Origin of the sequence: Sphingomonas cavernae, assembly GCF_003590775.1 — a bacterium.
GTDB classification, from domain to species: domain Bacteria; phylum Pseudomonadota; class Alphaproteobacteria; order Sphingomonadales; family Sphingomonadaceae; genus Sphingobium_A; species Sphingobium_A cavernae.
Genome location: NZ_QYUM01000003.1, coordinates 1,098,385 through 1,116,371 on the forward strand (window position 1 = coordinate 1,098,385; position 17,987 = coordinate 1,116,371).

The window sequence follows — 17,987 nt, forward strand, 5'->3', positions numbered from 1 at the left end:
CGTTCACCGCGAAGCTGAAAAGGGCTCCCGGTATCCGGGGGCCCTTTTTTGTCGCCCCGGTCGCGGGTTGTAGGCGCCAGCCCAACAAAAAAAAGGGGGCCGGAGCAATGCTCCGACCCCAAAATGCGTTGGTGTTCCGCGTCAGAACTTGGCGGTGGCGCCAGCGTAGAAAAAGCGGCCGATATTGCTGTAAATCCCACTGCCGGCGCCGATCCCCGTCTGGCCGAGCGGGGGCAGGCGATTGGTGACGTTGTCGATGCCGAAGTAAAAGTTGAACTTGTCGGTGGCATCCAGCGCGACGCGAATGTCGTGATAGACCACCGTCGGATAGAACTTGCGGTCCGCCCAGTCGGCATTCTGCGGCGGACGGCCCTGCTTGGGGAAGAAGTCCTCATATTGCGCGGTGTTGAGGATCATCTTTCCGAGGTAGCGCATCTGGTAGCCGATCGACCACGGCCCCGTCTTCAGGTTGACGTTCCAGTTGAACGCATCCTTGGGATCGCCAAGTTCGAGCAGCAACTGGTTGGCGCGACCGGGATCGGTGGGGAACAGGAACTGGTCGTTCTGCAAGGCGCGCGTGTAGATGACGCGCGTGTTGAGATCGCCGATACCCTCGATATTGTGCTGATAGCTCGCCTGCACGTCGATGCCGCGCACCTTGAGGCTGGCGTAGTTCAGCAGCACCTGCTGCAGGCTTCCTTCGAGGATGCGGCCCGGAATTTCGCCACGCGGTCCGCCGCCGGCGCCTGCGCGCTGGAACAGGTCGCAGAACTGGTTGTTGAGATCAGCAGCATCATAACAGGCGTTGACGATCTGCTGCGCGGTCGGCGCGGTGATCACGTCCTTCACCTTGATATCGTAATAGTCGGCTGAGATGGCGAAGCCCGGCAGGAAGCGCGGCTGGAACACGCCACCGACTACGATCGAATCGGATGTCTCTTCCTTCAGATTTTCGTTGCCGCCGGAAACGAACTCGAGCGTCGCGGCATATTGATAGTTGAAGTTCGCGGGGACGCCGGCCGCTCGGCAGTTCGCCGCGCGGGTGGAAGAGCCGGTGCCGATCTGGTCGAGCGCACAGGGGTCCGCGAAAGCCCCGAAATTTTGCCCCAGAGGCGCATAGAGTTCGGTCAGGTTCGGTGCGCGCACCGATCGGGCATAGTTGGCGCGGAAGCGGATGTCGGGGATCGGGGCCCATTCGACGCCGCCATTGTAGGCGTAGACTGTCCCCGTGGAGCCCTTGTAGTCTGCAATGCGACCCGCTGCGTTGAAGGTCAGCTCGTGGAAGAAGGGAACGTCCTTCAGAACCGGAATTCTGAGTTCGCCATAGGCTTCCTTCACCTCGAAGGCGGGTGGGTCGAAGATTGGAAGCGCGTTGTAGAAGGTCAGCCCCGCCGCAACCAGCGGATCGACCGCTTGGTAGTTCGTTTCACGACGATACTCCAGGCCGGCCGCAAAGCCTACTGGCCCGCCCGGAAGCTCGAAGAGCTGGCTGAGATCGCCCGCGATCGAACCGCCCGCGACGAATTGGGTGATCTTGCCCTTCGAGACGGTGTCCTGAACCACATAGTTGCGGGCGGCATCGGTGACGTTGCCGCTACCGAACAGGTTAAGCGGCACGCACTGCGCTACGTCATTGGCCAGCGCGTTCCGGGCGTAGGCCGGGTCGGCGGCTTGCTCAAACGCGATCCTTGCTGCCGGATCGATTCTGGCGCGGCAAACGATGTTCCCCGAGGCCGGATCGCGCACCGCATCGATTGCGAGCAGGAAACGCTGGAGGTTCAGATTGCCCAGAACCTTGGTGTCTTCGTTGAATTCGCCGTAATTGATTGCGGCTTCGTACGACCAGTCGTCGTTGAAAGTGCCGCGAGCACCCGCGACGATGCGATAGGTCTCTCGCCTGGCCTCTTCCTGGCGGACGCCGAGATCGACCATGTTCTTGTTCAGGTAGAAGCCGGATTGATCGGCGTCGTTGATACCGTCCCCGGTAGCTTCGTCATCGTCGGTGCCGAGAACCCCGTCATCGCCAGGGAGGAAAGCGCCGAAGAAATCGCCATACGCATTCCGAATCACACCGCGCGCCTGATCGGTCAGAAAGGGATTGTCGGTGTAGAAGATCTCGCGGGGTGAGCCGTATGTGCCGCCGCGTGCCAGAAATGCCGGGCCGCTGGCGCTGCCAAGCGAATCGGTGCGGACATATTTGGCCTCAATGAATGGCTCGAACGCGTCGCTGACCGTGAAGTGTCCGAGCAGATTGACGCTGTAGCGATCAAGACGCGGATAGAGCCCCACTTCCTTGCCGCTGCGGAAGTTGTCGCCATTGCCGCCAACGAACGAACCATTGCCGGTGCCGATCCGCTGCCCAGTCTGGGCCACCAGCGTGCCGTTGGGCATGAAGAGATAAGGAGTCGGATAGCGTGGGGTGTAAAAATTCTCGATCGTACCGCCGTTCGAATAGACCGCATTTCGAATGTCGCGAACAAAGATGCGGTCGGGATTTCCATCGCTGCCATTCACTGCCCTGGCGGGATCGGTGTCGACGACGACGAACCCATCCACGTTCCGCAGATTGGGACGGCCCGGCGCATACCAGTCGTCATTGTGCGAATATTCGAAATTGACCGCGATGTTACCGCGGCCGTCGGCAAAATTGGTGCCGGCAACTGCGCTTAGAAATGAAGCCCCGGCATCGCCATATTTGCTGATTCCGCCCTGGCCGCGCAGTTGGACTCCCTCGAAGTCGCGCTTGAGCACGAAGTTGACCACGCCCGCGATCGCGTCCGAACCGTAGACCGCAGAGCTGCCGCCCGTGACGATATCGACGCGCTCGATCAGGTCGGTCGGGATCTGGTTGGTATCGACCGATGAGGCGTTGTTCAGGATGTCCGCGGAAACGTGGCGACGGCCATTCTGCAGCACCAGAGTGCGCTGCGTACCGAGACCGCGAAGGTCGAGCAGGTTGAGGCCTGCGGTGCCAAGATTTCGCGTCGAGTTCGACTGGCTGATAGTGGAGCGCAACTGGGGAAGCTCGTTGAGTACGTCGCCGATCGAGGTTTGGCCGGTCTGGAAGAACTCCTCGCCGCTGACCGTGGTCACGGGCACGGCTTCTTCCAGATCGGGCCTGCGGATGCGCGAGCCGGTGACGACGATGGCGTCGTCCGCCGCGCTTTCCGCCTCTGCCTCCGCTTCGGGCGCCAGCGGCGCATCTTGGGCATGCGACATCTGTGTGAGTGAAAGAACGGCGCCGAGAATTGCGGCAGAACGAATAGAAGTGGCGCCTAGAAAATGTGCCTTGCGCATGATCGCATCCCATCAACTGAACTTTGGATGAACGACCCTTGTGTGAATGATGACTTCAATCAACTTCTGTAGCTTCACAGTATCGTGTAAATACCATGTTTTGTTCAGTAATTGTTGCAACGGGGTCACAGTAAGGTACGCACCGGCCAGCGACAGTTTTCGACCAACGACGCTTTGCCTTCGGCGACTGTCGTCATAGAAGCTTCGCGCACGCGTCGCTGGGAGCGGTGACGCGACGGGAGGAGAAAAAAACCGTGAAGAACAATGCCATCATAACGCTGACGATGCTTCTTTCTGTGACGGGCATGGGGCATGCCAGCATCGCGATGGCCAATGTACCGGAGGCCGGAAAGACCGAGGACAAGGCGCCCAAATGGGATGTCAACGCGCCGCCGGGCGCCACCATCCGCCAGGTGCCGATCGACGTGACCGAGAGTACGTGGATGAACCTCGACATCAGCCCTGATGGCCGGACGATCGCGTTCGATCTGCTCGGCGACATCTACACCATGCCGATCGCGGGCGGGACGCCGACGCGGATCGCCGAGGGACTGGCCTATGAGGTGCACCCGCGCTTCTCGCCCGATGGCAGGCGCATCGCCTTCACCTCGGACCGCGGCGGCGGCGACAATATCTGGGTGATGAACGCTGATGGATCGGACAAGCGCCAGCTCACCAAGGAAGATTTTCGCCTCCTCAACCAGCCGAGCTGGAGCCCTGACGGCCGCTTCATCGTGGCCAAGAAGCATTTCACCACGGGGCGCTCGCTCGGGACGGGCGAGGTCTGGGTCTATCACGTCTCGGGCGGGAATGGCGTGGCGCTGGTCAAGAAGCCCAATGAACAACACCAAAAGGAACTGGGCGAGCCGATCTACGCGCCAGACGGCAAGCATATCTACTATGTTCGCAATACGACGCCCGGCGCGATCTTCGAATATGCGCAGGACTCCAACACCCAGCTTTTCGCGATCGAGCGCTATGATATGGAGACGGGTGAGATCGAGACGATCGCCGCCGGACCCGGTGGTGCAGTCCGCCCCGCGCCGTCACCCGACGGCAAGCTGCTCGCCTTCGTCCGCCGCGAGCGCGCCAAATCCAAGCTCTATGTGAAGGATCTCGTGACCGGCGAGGAGCGCAAGATTCATGACGCGCTCGATCAGGACGTACAGGAAACCTGGGCGGTGCACGGCGTCTATCCCAATATGGCGTGGACGCCCGATTCCAGGACGCTCGTCTTCTGGGCGGGCGGCAAGATCAATCGCATCGATCTGGCATCGGGCCAGACGCGCGAAATCCCGTTCCACGTCGCGGACAGCCGTGGCGTGATCGATCCGCCGCGTCCACCCGTCGAGATCGCGCCCGACAGCTTCCAGACGAAGATGCCGCGCCATGCCGCGGTCTCGCCCGATGGCCGGCAGGTGGTGTTCGAAACGCTCGGCAAGCTCTGGATCAAGGACATGGCGGGAGGAACGCCGCGCCGCCTGACGAAGAACGAGGCCGAGCGCGAGGTCTATCCCTCCTGGTCGCGTGACGGCAGGACGATCGCCTTTGTCGGCTGGACCGATACGGGGCTGGGTCAGATCCGCACGACAACGCCTTCGGGGGGCAGCGCGCGCACGGTGACGACGCGCCCCGGCCATTATGCCCGGCCACGCTTCTCGCCTGATGGCAGGACGATCGCCTTCGAGGTTCGCGATGGCGGCGGACTGGTTTCCCCGCTCTATGCGCTCGACGCGGGCGTGTACCGCGTCGCGGCGGCGGGCGGGGCGCCGGTGCGCGTCGCCAAGGGGCTTTCGGGGCCGCAGTTCGGCGCCGGGAATGACCGCCTGTTCATGACCGAGAGCGGCGACAACAAGCGCATGCTCGTCAGCAGCGATCTCAACGGCGAGGCGAAGCGCGTCCACGCGTCAGGCGAACTCGTGACCGGCTATGACGTCTCACCCGACGGTCAATATTTCGCCTTCCGCGAAAATTACGAGGCCTTCGTCACGCCGCTGCTTCCCGGCAAGCAGGAAGTAGGCACCGATGCCAAGGGAGGCGCGCTGCCGGTAGCCCGCGTGAGCGCTGAAGGCGCCGATTTTATTCACTGGAGCAACAATGGCGCGCAGCTCCACTGGAGCCTCGGTCCAACGCTCTATACGGCGCGGAGCGACGCGATGTTCGCGATTGCTCCGCCTGCGGGTGAAGCGAAATCGCCCAAATTCGAGCCGCCAAAGACCGGCGTTTCATTGTCGATGACGGTCGCCGCCGACAAGCCCAGGGGCAGTGTTGCCCTGACAGGCGCGCGCATTGTCACGATGCGCGACGCGGCCGGCGGGATCATCGACGATGGTGTGGTCGTGATCGAAGGTGACCGGATCGTCGCAGTCGGCCCGCGTGCCGAAGTCCGCATCCCTGCGGGCGCGAAGACGGTCGATGTCACCGGCAAGACGATCATTCCGGGGCTGGTCGACGCACACGCGCATGGTCCCTATGGCCTCGACGAATTCACGCCTGAGCAAAATTGGGCGACGACGGTCAATCTCGCGCTCGGTGTCACCACGACGCACGACCCGTCGAGCAGCGCGGCGACGGTGTTCCCCGCTTCGGAAATGCAACGCGCAGGCAAGTTGCTCGCACCGCGCACCTTCTCGACGGGCGAGATCGTCTATGGCGCCAAGGCGGCCGACGTCTATGCGCAGATCAACAGCCTCGAGGACGCGCGCGCGCACATCCGCCGGCTGAAGGCGCAGGGCGCGCACAGCGTCAAGAACTACAACCAGCCGCGCCGCGAGCAGCGTCAGCAGGTCGTGGCCGCGGCGCGCGAGGAGAACATGCGCTCGGTGGCCGAGGGCGGATCGCTGTTCGGCATGGACATGTCGATCATCGCCGACGGCAACACCACGCTCGAACACAATATTCCGCAAAATGTGCTCTACAAGGACGTGATCGATTTCTTCGCGGGCACGAAGGTTGGCTACACCCCCACGCTGGTCGTCACCTATGGCGGTCCCGCGGGCGATCCCTATTGGCGGCAGGCGACCGACGTCTGGAAGCATCCGCTGCTTCAGCGCCATGAGCCGCCCGAAGCGCTCGCTGCCGCCAATGCGCGCCGTACCAAGGCGCCCGAGGAGGATTATGTCGACGACGACAATGCGCGCGAGGCCAAGAAGCTCGCCGACCGCGGCGTTCCCGTCTCGATCGGCGCGCATGGGCAGGAACCGGGCATCGCAGCACATTGGGAGCTCTGGTCTTTCGTGCGCGGCGGGATGAGCCCGGTCGATGCTTTGCGCGCGGGCACGATCGTCTCCGCGCAGTCGCTCGGCTATGACCGCGATATCGGGTCGCTGGAGCCGGGCAAGCTCGCTGATCTGGTGGTACTCGACGCAGATCCGACGCGGGACATCCGCAATTCGGACAAGGTGGCGAAGGTCATGCTCGGCGGGCGTCTCTATGATGCGGCAACGCTGAATGAGGAGGTGACAGGCACTTTCCGGCGCAAGCCCTATTATTGGGAGTGATTTCCCAAGTGCCCCGGCGAAGGCCGGGGCACTTGGTGTTTCCAAATCGGCGAAACAAATTCCAGACCTTGATCGCTTCAGGTTGAATCAACCTGAAGCGTGAATCACGGTCTTAACCGTTAGAATAGAGCCTGATTTACGGTATCTGCGGAAGCACGAAGTGCTTCCACCTCAACCGATCAGGCTCTAATGACATCGATGATGTTTACGCCTGACCGGGACCGCCGCAATTGATCAACGATTCGCCGTTCGTTTCGATCGCGATCGGCGTCGCGCTTGCGCTGTGGCTGGGACTCTCCGCCTGGGCGCTCTACACGGGGCTCAGGATGCGTGGCCGCGCAGCGCGTGCAGAGCGAGAGGCCGGCCGTCTCGCCGAACTGCTCGAATCCGCGCCGGCCTTGCCGATGATCGTGCGTCCCGACGGACGGATTGAGGCTTCGGAGCGGCTGGGCGACTGGCTGGGGCTGGCGCGGGTTCCCAATTTCCTCGCCGATCTGACCGCCGAGGATGTGGGGCTGTCCGAAGAGGATTCGGCGGCGCTGGTGCGCGACGTCGCTGCGGCGCAGAAATCAGGCAAGAGCTTCACGCGCGCCGCGCGCGCAAAGGGCTCCGCGCGCACGCTGCTGATCCGGGGCGCGGTCGCGGGGCCGCGGCTCGCTGAACCGGGAAGCGTCATCCTCTGGGTTTTCGACGCGACCGAGAGCCAGACCGAAATCGGCCGGCTCGGCACCGAGGTGACCCGGCTCGCGCGCGCCTTCGAGGCGCTGGCCGGGCTTATCGAGGCATCGCCCTTTCCAATGTGGCATCGCGGGTCGGATCTGCGGCTGACGCTCGTCAACAGTGCCTATGTGAAGGCTGTCGAGGGGGCGGGCGCCACCGATGTCATAGAACGCGGGCTTGAGCTGGTCGAATCGAGCGGCGGGCGCTCGCCCTTCGCGATGGCCGCGGCCGCGCGCGAGGCCAATCAGGTGATGACGCGCACTGTCCCCGCCACCATCGGTGGTGAGCGCCGGATGATGCGCGTCGTCGACGTCCCCATCGGTGACGCGGGCGTCGCGGGCTTCGCGATCGATATCGAGGAAACCGAACAGGTCCGCAGCGCCTTTCGGCGCTTCGCAGCCGCACAGCGCAACATGCTCGACCGTCTGTCGGCGGGCGTTGCGCAGTTCGGGCCCGACCGCGCGCTCGCCTTCAGCAATCAGCCGTTCCAGCGCATCTTCGCGATGAAGCCCGAATGGCTCGCCGACCGGCCCGAATTCGATCGCGTGCTCGAACGCATGCGTGAAGCCGATCGTATCCCCGAAAGCCGTGATTTTCCGGGCTGGAAAGCGGAGCGCCGCGGCTGGTTCACATCGATCGAGGGCGCGGTCGAGGAAAGCTGGCTGCTACCCGGCGGAACGCATCTGCGCGTCGTGGCGCAGCCCTTGCCCGATGGCGGACTGTTGCTGATCTTCGAGGACCGGACCGAACAGGTTCAGCTCGAAAGCGCGCGCGATACGCTGCTGCGCGTGCGCACGGCCACCTTCAACAACCTGTTCGAAGCGATCGGCGTGTTCGCGGCCGACGGCCGCCTCAACATGTGGAACGATCGTTTCCGTGAGATCTGGGGCTTCGAGGAGGCGTTCCTCTCAACGCATCCGCGCGTCGACCTGCTGACGAGCGCGGCGGCTGAGCAGCTCGCAAATCCTGCGCGCGCCAAGCTGATCCGCGAGCTGGTCCGTGTCGCGACGGTCGACCGGCGTCAGCGCAATGGTCGCGTCGCGCTGAAGGATGGGCGGCATTTCGAGTTCGCCGCAGTGCCATTGCCCGACGGCAATGCGCTCTTCACCATGCTCGACATTTCCGACAGCCGCCGCATCGAGCAGGCGCTTCGCGATCGCAACGAAGCGCTCGAGGAAGCCGACCGCGTCAAGACCGCTTTTGTCGCCAACATGAGCTACGAGTTGCGCACCCCGCTTACTTCGATCGGCGGTTTCGCCGAGATGATGAAGGAAGGCTATGCTGGCGAGCTGGGCGATCAGGCCAGGGACTATGTCGGCGCTATCCTCGACTCGGTGGCGCGGCTCGGCGTGCTGATCGACGGCGTTCTCGATCTGACGCAGAGCGACGCGGGCGGTTTTCCGATGGACCTGGCCCCCGTCGATCTGCGCGCGCTCGCCGAAGCTGTCGCGGACGACCATCTCGGAGCAATGACGGCCGGGGCGCTCGATTTCGCGGTCGAGATCGATCCTTCGCTTGGCCAGATATCGGGCGATGCGAAGCGGCTGGGGCAGGCGATGGGCCATATGCTCAAGAACGCGATCGCGCTGACACCTGAGGGCGGCCGCGTCCTGCTCCATGGCAGCGGCGATGAAAAGGCCGCGCGGATCATCGTTTCCGATAACGGCCAGGGCATCGCCGAAAAGGAGCAGGCGCGCGTCTTCGATCGCTTCAGCCGCGCCGCCGAGCGGAGTCCCGATGGCGACGATGCCTTTGGCCTCGGCCTCCCGCTCGCACGCCAATATGCCCAGGCGCATGGCGGAACGCTCATGCTCTATTCCGAGCCGGGCGAGGGGACGGTGCTGACACTTGAGCTGCCGCGATGATCCGCCTCGACGACGAGGCTGCAACGCTGGCGCTGGGCGCCGCGATGGCAAAGCGCGTGCGTGCGGGTGACGTCATCGCGCTTTCGGGCGACCTCGGCACCGGCAAGACGACGCTGGCGCGTGGCCTGCTCGCCGCACTTGGCCTTGACGAAGAAGCGCCAAGCCCCAGCTTCGCGATCGTCCAGCCCTATGAACCGCCCGAAGTCAGCATACCGGTGGCGCATGTCGACCTCTATCGGCTCGACGATCCCGAGGATGCGCTCGAACTCGGACTCGACGACATGCGCGGCGACAGCGTGCTGCTGATCGAATGGCCCGAACGGCTGGGCGATGCGCTCTGGCCCGACGCGCTGCGACTCGCCTTTGAGCGGACCGCGGACGGCGCACGCGTCTTGACAGCGACGGTGCCGTCGTCATGGGAAGGGCGATGGCCACCGACATGATTCCGCCCGCCGCTGCCCCCGCATTCCTCGCCGCGCACGGCTGGGACGGCGCAGAGATCCTGCCGCTCGCGGGTGACGCATCCTTCCGCCGTTATTTCCGCGTGATCGAGCCCGGCCGACAGGCTGTGCTGATGGATGCGCCGCCGCCGCACGAGGATCCGCGTCCCTTCATCCATATCGCCGAGCATTTGATCGAGCTTGGCTTTGCTGCGCCGCGAATTCTGGCGACCGACCTTGATAATGGCCTCGTGCTTCTCGAGGATTTCGGCGATGCGCGCATGCGCGAGGTCGTCGACGCCGCGCCGGAGAGCGAGCAGCGCATCTATGCCGACGCGGTCACGCTGCTGGCGCTGCTTCATCGTCATGACGCCGCCAACATCGCCCCCTATGACCGCGCGCAATATTTGCGCGAGGCCAATCTGCTCGTCGAATGGTATTGCCCCGCCGTGGGCCTTGACGTTGATGCGGCGGGCTATGAGGCGGCGTGGGACGAGGCCATGGCCGAGCTTTACGATCCCGATGTGCGCAGCGTGACGGTGCTGCGCGACTATCACGCCGAAAACATCATGCTGATCGATGGCCGCGATGGCGTCGACGGGCTCGGCCTGCTCGATTTCCAGGATGCGCTGGCGGGGCATCCCGCCTATGACCTCGTCTCGTTGCTCCAGGACGCGCGTCGTGACGTTTCGCCCGAGCTCGAGGCGGAGATGATCGCGCATTATCATGCCGAAACCGGGAATAACGGCCAGTTCGATGCCGCCTATGCACTGCTCGGTGCGCAGCGAAACGCCAAGATCATCGGCATCTTCACGCGCTTGTGGAAGCGCGACGGCAAGGCGCGCTATCTCTCCTTCCTGCCGCGCGTCTGGGACTATCTGGAGCGCGACCTCGCGCATCCCGCGCTCGCGCCGGTTGCGCGCTGGTTCGACGCCAATATCCCCGCCGACAAGCGCGCGCCTGCCTGGAAGACGATGGCCGACGCATGACCAGCCCCCGCAAGCAGCTCTCCATTCGGCCTGATCCGGGCGGGCCGCCGCTCAAGACCGCGATGGTCATGGCGGCGGGCCTCGGCAAGCGCATGCGCCCGCTGACCGCGACGCGGCCCAAGCCACTTGTCGAGGTCGCGGGCAAGGCGCTGCTCGATCACACGCTCGATCGGCTGCGCGCCGCCGGTATCGAGCGCGCGGTGGTCAATGTTCATTATCTTGCCGACGCGCTCGAAGCGCATTTGAACAACAAGGTCAAAGATCTTGAAATTATTGTCTCTGATGAGCGCGACCTGCTGCTCGAAACTGGCGGCGGGCTGGTCAAGGCGCAGGCGCTGATCCCCGACGACCCCTTTCTCTGCGTCAACAGCGACAATCTCTGGATCGATGGCCCCAGCGACGCGATCCGGATGCTTGCCGCGCGCTGGGACGGCGCGCAGATGGATGCACTGCTGCTGCTCGTCCCGCAGGCGCGTGCCAATTGCCATAGTGGCGCCGGCGATTTTCACCTCGACGCCGTGGGCCGGGTCAGCCGTCGCAAGCCGGGCCGCGTGGCACCCTTCGTCTATACCGGCGTCCAGTTGCTGTCGCACCGTCTGCTGCGCGACGCGCCTTCGGGGCCCTTCTCGACAAACATCCTTTGGAACCGCGCGATCGAGGAAGGACGCTGCTTCGGTCTCGTCCATCACGGTCTCTGGTTCGACGTCGGCACGCCGCAGGCGGTGAAGAAGACCGAGGCGCTGCTCGCTTATGGGTGAGCGGGGCGCGCCCTCCGTCCACACAATTCCCCCCCACCGGGCCTTTGCCGATGCGCTCGCCGAAGGACTGATTGCCACATGGGGCAAGGATCCGATGGCGCTCGCGCGCGGGATCGTGCTCGTGCCGAACAACCGCGCAGCGGGCGCGATCACCAACGCATTTGTGCGACGGGCCGAAGGCGGACTGCTGTTGCCGAGGCTGATCCCGATCGGCGATCCCGAGCTCGACGAGCGGCTGGGCAGTGCGCTCGATCCGATCGGCAGCGGCGATCCAATCGCGCCCGCGATCGACCCGATCCGACGCCGCATGATGCTTGCGCGGTTGGTGCAGGAAGAACGCGCCCGGTCGGGCGAGCCCGTCGATGCCGCCGAAGCGGTGCGGCTGGCGGCAGAACTTGCACGCACGCTCGATCAGCTTCTCGTCGAATGCGTCGAGCCGCGCCGGCTCAGGACGCTTGAGGTCGCTGCCGAGCTTTCCGAACACTGGCAAAAATCGCTGAGACTGATGTCGATCATCCTCGATCGCTGGCCCGACGAGCTCGCGCGGATCGACCGGATCGACATGGCCGAGCGCCGCAACCGGCTGCTCGAACGCGTCGCGCGGCGCTGGCGCGAGGCGCCCCCCCCAGGTTTCGTCGTGGCGGCGGGCGTCACCACCAGCGCGCCCATGGTCGCGCGCGTGCTGCGGACGGTGTCGCGGATGGAACGGGGCATGGTCGTACTCCCCGCGCTCGACGACGAGATGCCGCAGGACGAATGGGATGCACTCGGCCCCTTCGACCGTGACCCGGTGACGGGTTTCCGCAAGGTTTCGATAGAATCGCACCCCCAGTTTCACCTGAAACTGCTGCTCGACCGGATGGACGTGGGTCGGGGCGAGGTGCGGCGCTGGCGCTGGGGCGGCGGGCATGACGCCAGTGCTGCGCGCAGCCGCGCGATCTCCAATGCTATGAAGCCCGCGGTTTTTACGGGACGTTGGAGCGACCCCGATCTGGAGACGCGGCTGACGGGCGTCAGGGCGCTGGAAGTCGCGACGCCCGCCGAGGAAGCGCAGGCGATCGCGATCGCCCTGCGCGAGGCGCTCGAAACGCCTGCGCGCACTGCGGCGCTCATAACCCCCGACCGCGCGCTCGCGACGCGCGTGTCGGCGCACCTGAAGCGTTGGGGCATCGAGGCCGATGACTCCGCGGGGCGACCGCTCTCGGGAGAACCGGCGGGCACCCTGCTGCTCGCGCTGGCCGAGGCCGCGGCGGAGGATTTCGCGCCGATCGCGCTTCTCGCGCTGCTCAAGCATCCGCTCGTCCAGGCCGGTGAAGGGCGGCTTGACTGGCTCGACAAGGTTCGCGTGCTCGATCTTGCGCTGAGGGGGCCGCGCCCACCCGCCGGGCTCGAAGGCATCACCCGGTTTCTGGCGGGAGGCAATGAACGCGAGCGCAGGGCGCGCAGCCGCGCGGAGGAAGGCTGGCGGACGATGCGGACGCTGCTCGATCCCTATGCAGCCGCTGTGGCCAATGCGCGTTCATTTGCCGCGCTGCTGGCGGCGCTTCGCGATGCTGCCACCGCGCTTTCGGGCGACGCGCTATGGTCGGGCGCCGCGGGGCGCGCTGCCGCAGAACTGATCGCAGAGCTTGAAGTTCATGCCGCCGACGGCCCCGCCGACGCGCGGCCTGAGACTCTGTCGCCGCTGCTGAAGGGGCTGATGGACGAAGTGGCGGTGCGTCCGCCGCAGGGCGGGCACCCGCGCATCTCGATCTGGGGATTGCTAGAGGCGCGGCTGCAACAGGCCGATCTGGTGGTTCTGGCGGGGCTCAACGAGGGGAGCTGGCCGGCGCTTCCCGCACAGGATCCATGGCTTGCGCCGCGCATCCGCGCCGAACTCGGTCTGGCGAGCCTCGAACGCCGCATCGGTCTGTCGGCACATGACTTCGCAAGCGCGCTTGGCGCGCCGCAGGTCGTGGTCACGCGCGCGCGCCGCGATGCGCGCGCGCCCGCGATCGCGTCGCGCTTCTGGCTGCGCATGGAGGCGATGGATCCCGGCTTCCGGGCCGAGCGCAACGTGCCAGCCTTCGGCGCATGGGCGGGGATGATCGACCGCCCCAACGATTTCGCCCCCGCCGAACAGCCCGCGCCGACGCCGCCCGTCGCCGATCGTCCCAAGGCGCTCAGCGTCACGCAGGTCGACCGACTGAAGGCCGATCCTTACGCGTTCTACGCCTTGAAGATGCTCCGCCTTCGCGCACTCGACCCGATTGACGCCGAGGCGAGCGCGGCATGGCGCGGCACCGCAATTCACGATGTGCTTGAACGCTGGGCCGGTGAGGGCTGGCGCGCCGATCGGCTGCTGCCGCTCGCGCGCGAATTCTTCACGCGGCCCGAAGTGCATCCGCTTCAGCGCGCCTTCTGGCAACCGCGTGTCGAGGAGGCGCTCAGGTGGATCGCCGAGCAGATCGAGAAGGACAGGGCGGCAGATCGCACGCCCTGGAAGGCGGAGGTCTCGGGCAGCGCACAGATCGCGGGAGTCGAACTCGATGGCCGCGTCGACCGGATCGACCGGTTCGAAGGCGGCGGCATCGCGATCGTCGACTACAAGACGGGCAAGGCGCCTTCCGACATCGCGGTGCGCGAAGGCTTCGCCATGCAGCTTGGGCTGCTCGGGCTGATCGCCGAGCGCGGCGGGTTCGACGGCGTTGGGGGCACCGCAGAGGCATTCGAATACTGGTCGCTTGCAAAGAATGGCGGCCAGTTCGGCAGCCGCCGCTCCCCCGTTCACGCCGATGGAAAGGGTGGCAAGATCGAAGCGCATAGCTTTACCGCACACGCCGAGGCCATGTTTCGCGCGGCGGCCGAATTGTGGCTGACCGGAAGCGCGCCCTTCACGGCCAAGCTCCATCCCGAATATGCACCCTATGCCGATTACGACCAGTTGATGCGGCTCGACGAATGGTATGGGCGCGGGGACGCGGGCCATGACTAGCCAGCATCGCCCGATCCAGCTTCAGGGCAACCAGAAAGCCGCGTCCGAACCGCGCGAAAGCGTTTGGCTCTCCGCCTCCGCAGGTACGGGCAAGACGCAGGTGCTGACCGCGCGCGTGCTGCGCCTGTTGCTCAACGGCGCCGATCCCGCGGCTATCCTCTGTCTGACCTTCACCAAGGCGGGTGCCGCCGAAATGGCCGATCGCATCCACGCCAAGCTCGCTTCCTGGGTGCGGATGAAGGGGCCTGAGCTCGCGCTCGAACTGCGCGCGCTGGGCGAGTCCGCGACGCCCGAAAGCATCGACGCCGCGCGCCAGCTTTTCGCACGCGTGCTCGACGCGAGCGGCGCGGGGTTGCGGATCCAGACCATCCACAGCTTCTGTCAAACATTGCTCGCCGGATTTCCGCTCGAGGCCGGGCTGGTACCGGGCTTCCGCGCGCTTGAAGGACGCGAGGAATCGACGCTCCAGCGGCAGGTGATGGCCGACATGCTTGTGGCGGCCGAAGCCAATACCGACGACAGGCTCGTCGCTGCGCTTCAGGCGTTGAGCTTGAGGCTGGGCGAGGGCGGGGCGGAGGCCTTCCTCACCAATTGCGCGCGCGCGCCGCAGGCGATGGAGGCACTGGGCGATGACATTGCGGCAATTGTCCGCCGCGCGCTCGATGTGCCCGAAGGCGATGTCGAATCCGCGGTTGTGGATGCGTGCTGCGACGATGTTTTCGATATCGAGAGCCTGAGGCTGATTGCGGCCGCCAATGCCACGTGGGGCAGCAAGACCGGGCTGGATCGCGCGGACATCATCGCCGCGTGGCGCGCCGCTGGTGCCGTCGTGCGCGCCGAAATGCTGCCCGATCTGCTTTCGGTCGTGGTCACGCAGAAGGGCGAACTTAAGGCGGTCTCACCGAAACTGCTCGATGCCGAACCCGGTTATGCAGGCTATGCGCAAAGGGTGGCCGATTGCGTTCAGGCGCTGGTCGGCCTGCGCAGCCGCGCGGCGCTTGCGGCGTTGTTCGCGCAGGGACTGGAGGCAGGCCGCACCTATGCGCGCGCCTATGCCGAGGCCAAGCGGCTCGCAGGCGTTGTCGATTTCGACGATCTCATCCGCAGCGCCGTCACCTTGCTCGGCCAGTCGCACATGGCCGAATGGATCCGCTTCAAGCTCGATCAGGCGACCGATCACATCCTGGTCGACGAAGCGCAGGATACCAACGCCAGCCAATGGGCGATCATCAAGACGCTCGCCGAGGATTTCTTCGCCGAGGAACTGCTGTTGGATGACCGCGAGCGTGCGCGCACACCCGTGCGCACGATCTTCTCGGTCGGCGATTTCAAGCAGGCGATCTTTGGTTTTCAGGGCACCGACCCGATCAATTTCCGCGCGGCGCAGCTCCATTTCGAGCGTCAGGCGGCGGCGGCGGAACGCCGTGTTCACGATCTTTCGTTGACCGAATCCTTCCGCTCGACCGCGCCGATCCTCGAATTCGTCGATACGGTGGTGGCCGGGCTGGGTGACGGTGCGCTCAGCCAGATGATCGACCCCGAACCCCATCGCAGTGCTGTCGCTGGTCCCGGCGTCGTCACGCTGTGGAGCCCGGTTTCCGCGGAGGGCGATGACGGCGACGAAATCGAGGGCGAGGAAAGCTGGCTCGGCGATTCGACGCGGCGTTTCGCGACGCGGCTGGCAAAACAGATCAGGCGCTGGCTCGACGCGCCGACATGGATCAACAATCGCGGCAGACCGAAACGGCTCGAACCGCAGGATATATTGATCCTTGTGCGTCGCCGCAGCGAACTCGCTTCGCTGATCGTAGCGCGCCTCCATGCCGAGAAGGTGCCCGTGGCGGGTGTAGACCGGCTGCGGCTCAATGCGCCGCTGGCGGTGCGCGATCTTCTCGCCGCGATCCGCTTCGTGCTCCAGCCCGAGGATGATCTGAACCTCGCGGCGCTGCTCGTCTCGCCGCTGCTCGGCTGGAGTCAGACCGAACTCTACGCGGCCGCATTTGGTCGAAAGGGCGGTCTCTGGCGCCATCTGCGCGCAACGCAGGATGTCGAGCGGCTGTCGCCACTTCACGCTATGCTGGGCAGGGCGGACCTGTCCTCGCCCTATCGTTTTCTCGAGGAGCTACTTTCCGGTCCCCTTGATGGGCGGCGCAAGCTGCTGCGCCGACTGGGCGAAGAAGCGCGCGATCCCATCGAGGAATTGCTCAACGCCGCGCTCCAGTTCGAGGGCGACAAGACGCCAACGCTGCAGGCCTTTCTCGACCGCTTCGAACGCGAAACGGAGGACATCAAACGCGATCCCTCTGCACCGATGGACGCGGTCCGTGTGATGACCGCGCATGGCGCCAAGGGGCTCCAGGCGCCGCTGGTGATCCTTGCCGACGCAACCGTTGATCCCGAACGCGCCGGCGGCGGATACAGCAAGCTCGACTGGCCGATCGGCGAAGAGGGCGAACTCGTTCCGGTATTCCGGCCGCGCGCGGCAGAGACCGTGGGAAGCCTCAAGCAAGCCGCAGAGTTTTCCAAGAAGCGCGACATGGAGGAGCATTGGCGCCTGCTCTATGTCGCGCTGACCCGTGCCGAGGAATGGCTGGTGGTGGGCGGCGCGCTTGGTCCTCAGGCCAAGGGGCAGGCGCCCGACAAAAGCTGGCACGCCGCGATGCGGACGGCCTTTCAGCATCTCGAGATAGACGGCGAGGGTGATCCCGACTGGGGCGGCGCGTGGCATTTTCGCGGGCGGGCGCCGACGGCGTCGATCGAGGACAGGGCGCAGGAGCACACGCGACCAGGCGACCTGGTGGCCTTGCCGGATTGGATTCATGCCACGGCTCCCGCCGAAGCGCGTCCTCCGCGCCCGCTCGCACCGTCCTCGCTCGGCCCCGATGACGTCGCTGATCCGCCGCCGGGCCCCGAAATGCGCCGGGCGGCCGAGCGTGGGCGGCGGCTGCACGCGCTGTTCGAACGGCTGCCCGATGTTCGCGCCGCAGAACGGCGCGACTCAGCGCAGCGCTGGCTCGAACAGGGTGCCGGTATAACGGATCCCGCCGAGCGCTCGGCGATCACGGACGCCGCGCTCGCTATCATCGACGATCCCGAACATGCGGCGCTGTTCGGCCCCGACGCACTGGCGGAAGCGCCGATCGCGGCGGTTGTGGATGGCGACGTTGTAGCGGGCACGGTTGACCGGCTGCTTGTCGGCGAGCGCGTGGTCCGCGTCGTCGACTTCAAGACCGGCCGGCGAGTGCCCGCCTCGGCCGAGCGCGTTCCCGAGCACCATTTGCGCCAGATGTCGGCCTATGCGGAGGCGCTCAAGGTCATCTTTCCTGACCGTCGCGTCGAGGCGCAGTTGCTCTACACCTCGGGACCCACGCTGATCGATCTGTCCGATGCGTTGCTCGCGCGTCACAAGCCCGGCTTGAATGCCAAAGAGTAATGCTTGGGCGA

General features: G+C 65.3%; 8 protein-coding genes. 7 read left to right on the plus strand and 1 reads right to left on the minus strand.

Features of this window, described 5'->3' with window-relative positions:
• Positions 1-141: 141 nt before the first annotated feature.
• Positions 142-3,219, minus strand: coding sequence for a TonB-dependent receptor domain-containing protein (locus tag D3876_RS12965; RefSeq protein ID WP_238475353.1), 3,078 nt, complete (start codon positions 3,217-3,219; stop codon positions 142-144).
• A gap of 404 nt (positions 3,220-3,623) precedes the next feature.
• Here D3876_RS12965 and D3876_RS12970 point away from each other — a divergent pair, with 404 nt between their 5' ends.
• The 7 genes from D3876_RS12970 to addA all read left to right on the plus strand — a co-directional run bounded on the left by D3876_RS12970 (position 3,624) and on the right by addA (position 17,976).
• Positions 3,624-6,797: an amidohydrolase family protein gene (locus D3876_RS12970; protein ID WP_238475410.1), complete on the plus strand. Its 3,174-nt coding sequence runs from the start codon at positions 3,624-3,626 to the stop codon at positions 6,795-6,797.
• Between the two features lie 233 nt (positions 6,798-7,030).
• Positions 7,031-9,382 carry a PAS domain-containing sensor histidine kinase gene (locus tag D3876_RS12975; protein ID WP_119763842.1) on the plus strand — a complete coding sequence of 784 codons (2,352 nt, stop codon included), beginning with the start codon at positions 7,031-7,033 and terminating at the stop codon, positions 9,380-9,382.
• Positions 9,379-9,825, plus strand: coding sequence for a tRNA (adenosine(37)-N6)-threonylcarbamoyltransferase complex ATPase subunit type 1 TsaE (tsaE, locus tag D3876_RS12980; RefSeq protein ID WP_119762788.1), 447 nt, complete (start codon positions 9,379-9,381; stop codon positions 9,823-9,825). Before D3876_RS12975 ends, tsaE begins: the two co-directional genes overlap by 4 nt.
• Positions 9,822-10,811, plus strand: coding sequence for an aminoglycoside phosphotransferase family protein (locus D3876_RS12985; RefSeq protein ID WP_119763844.1), 990 nt, complete (start codon positions 9,822-9,824; stop codon positions 10,809-10,811). Before tsaE ends, D3876_RS12985 begins: the two co-directional genes overlap by 4 nt.
• Positions 10,808-11,569 carry a nucleotidyltransferase family protein gene (locus D3876_RS12990; RefSeq protein WP_119762790.1) on the plus strand — a complete coding sequence of 254 codons (762 nt, stop codon included), beginning with the start codon at positions 10,808-10,810 and terminating at the stop codon, positions 11,567-11,569. The genes D3876_RS12985 and D3876_RS12990 overlap by 4 nt, the downstream gene beginning before the upstream one ends.
• Complete coding sequence (gene addB / locus D3876_RS12995) at positions 11,562-14,543, plus strand: double-strand break repair protein AddB (protein WP_119762792.1); 2,982 nt, start codon at positions 11,562-11,564, stop codon at positions 14,541-14,543. The genes D3876_RS12990 and addB overlap by 8 nt, the downstream gene beginning before the upstream one ends.
• Positions 14,536-17,976 (plus strand): double-strand break repair helicase AddA, encoded by a 3,441-nt coding sequence (gene addA, locus D3876_RS13000; protein ID WP_119762794.1) that lies wholly within the window; start codon positions 14,536-14,538, stop codon positions 17,974-17,976. Before addB ends, addA begins: the two co-directional genes overlap by 8 nt.
• Positions 17,977-17,987: the final 11 nt, after the last annotated feature.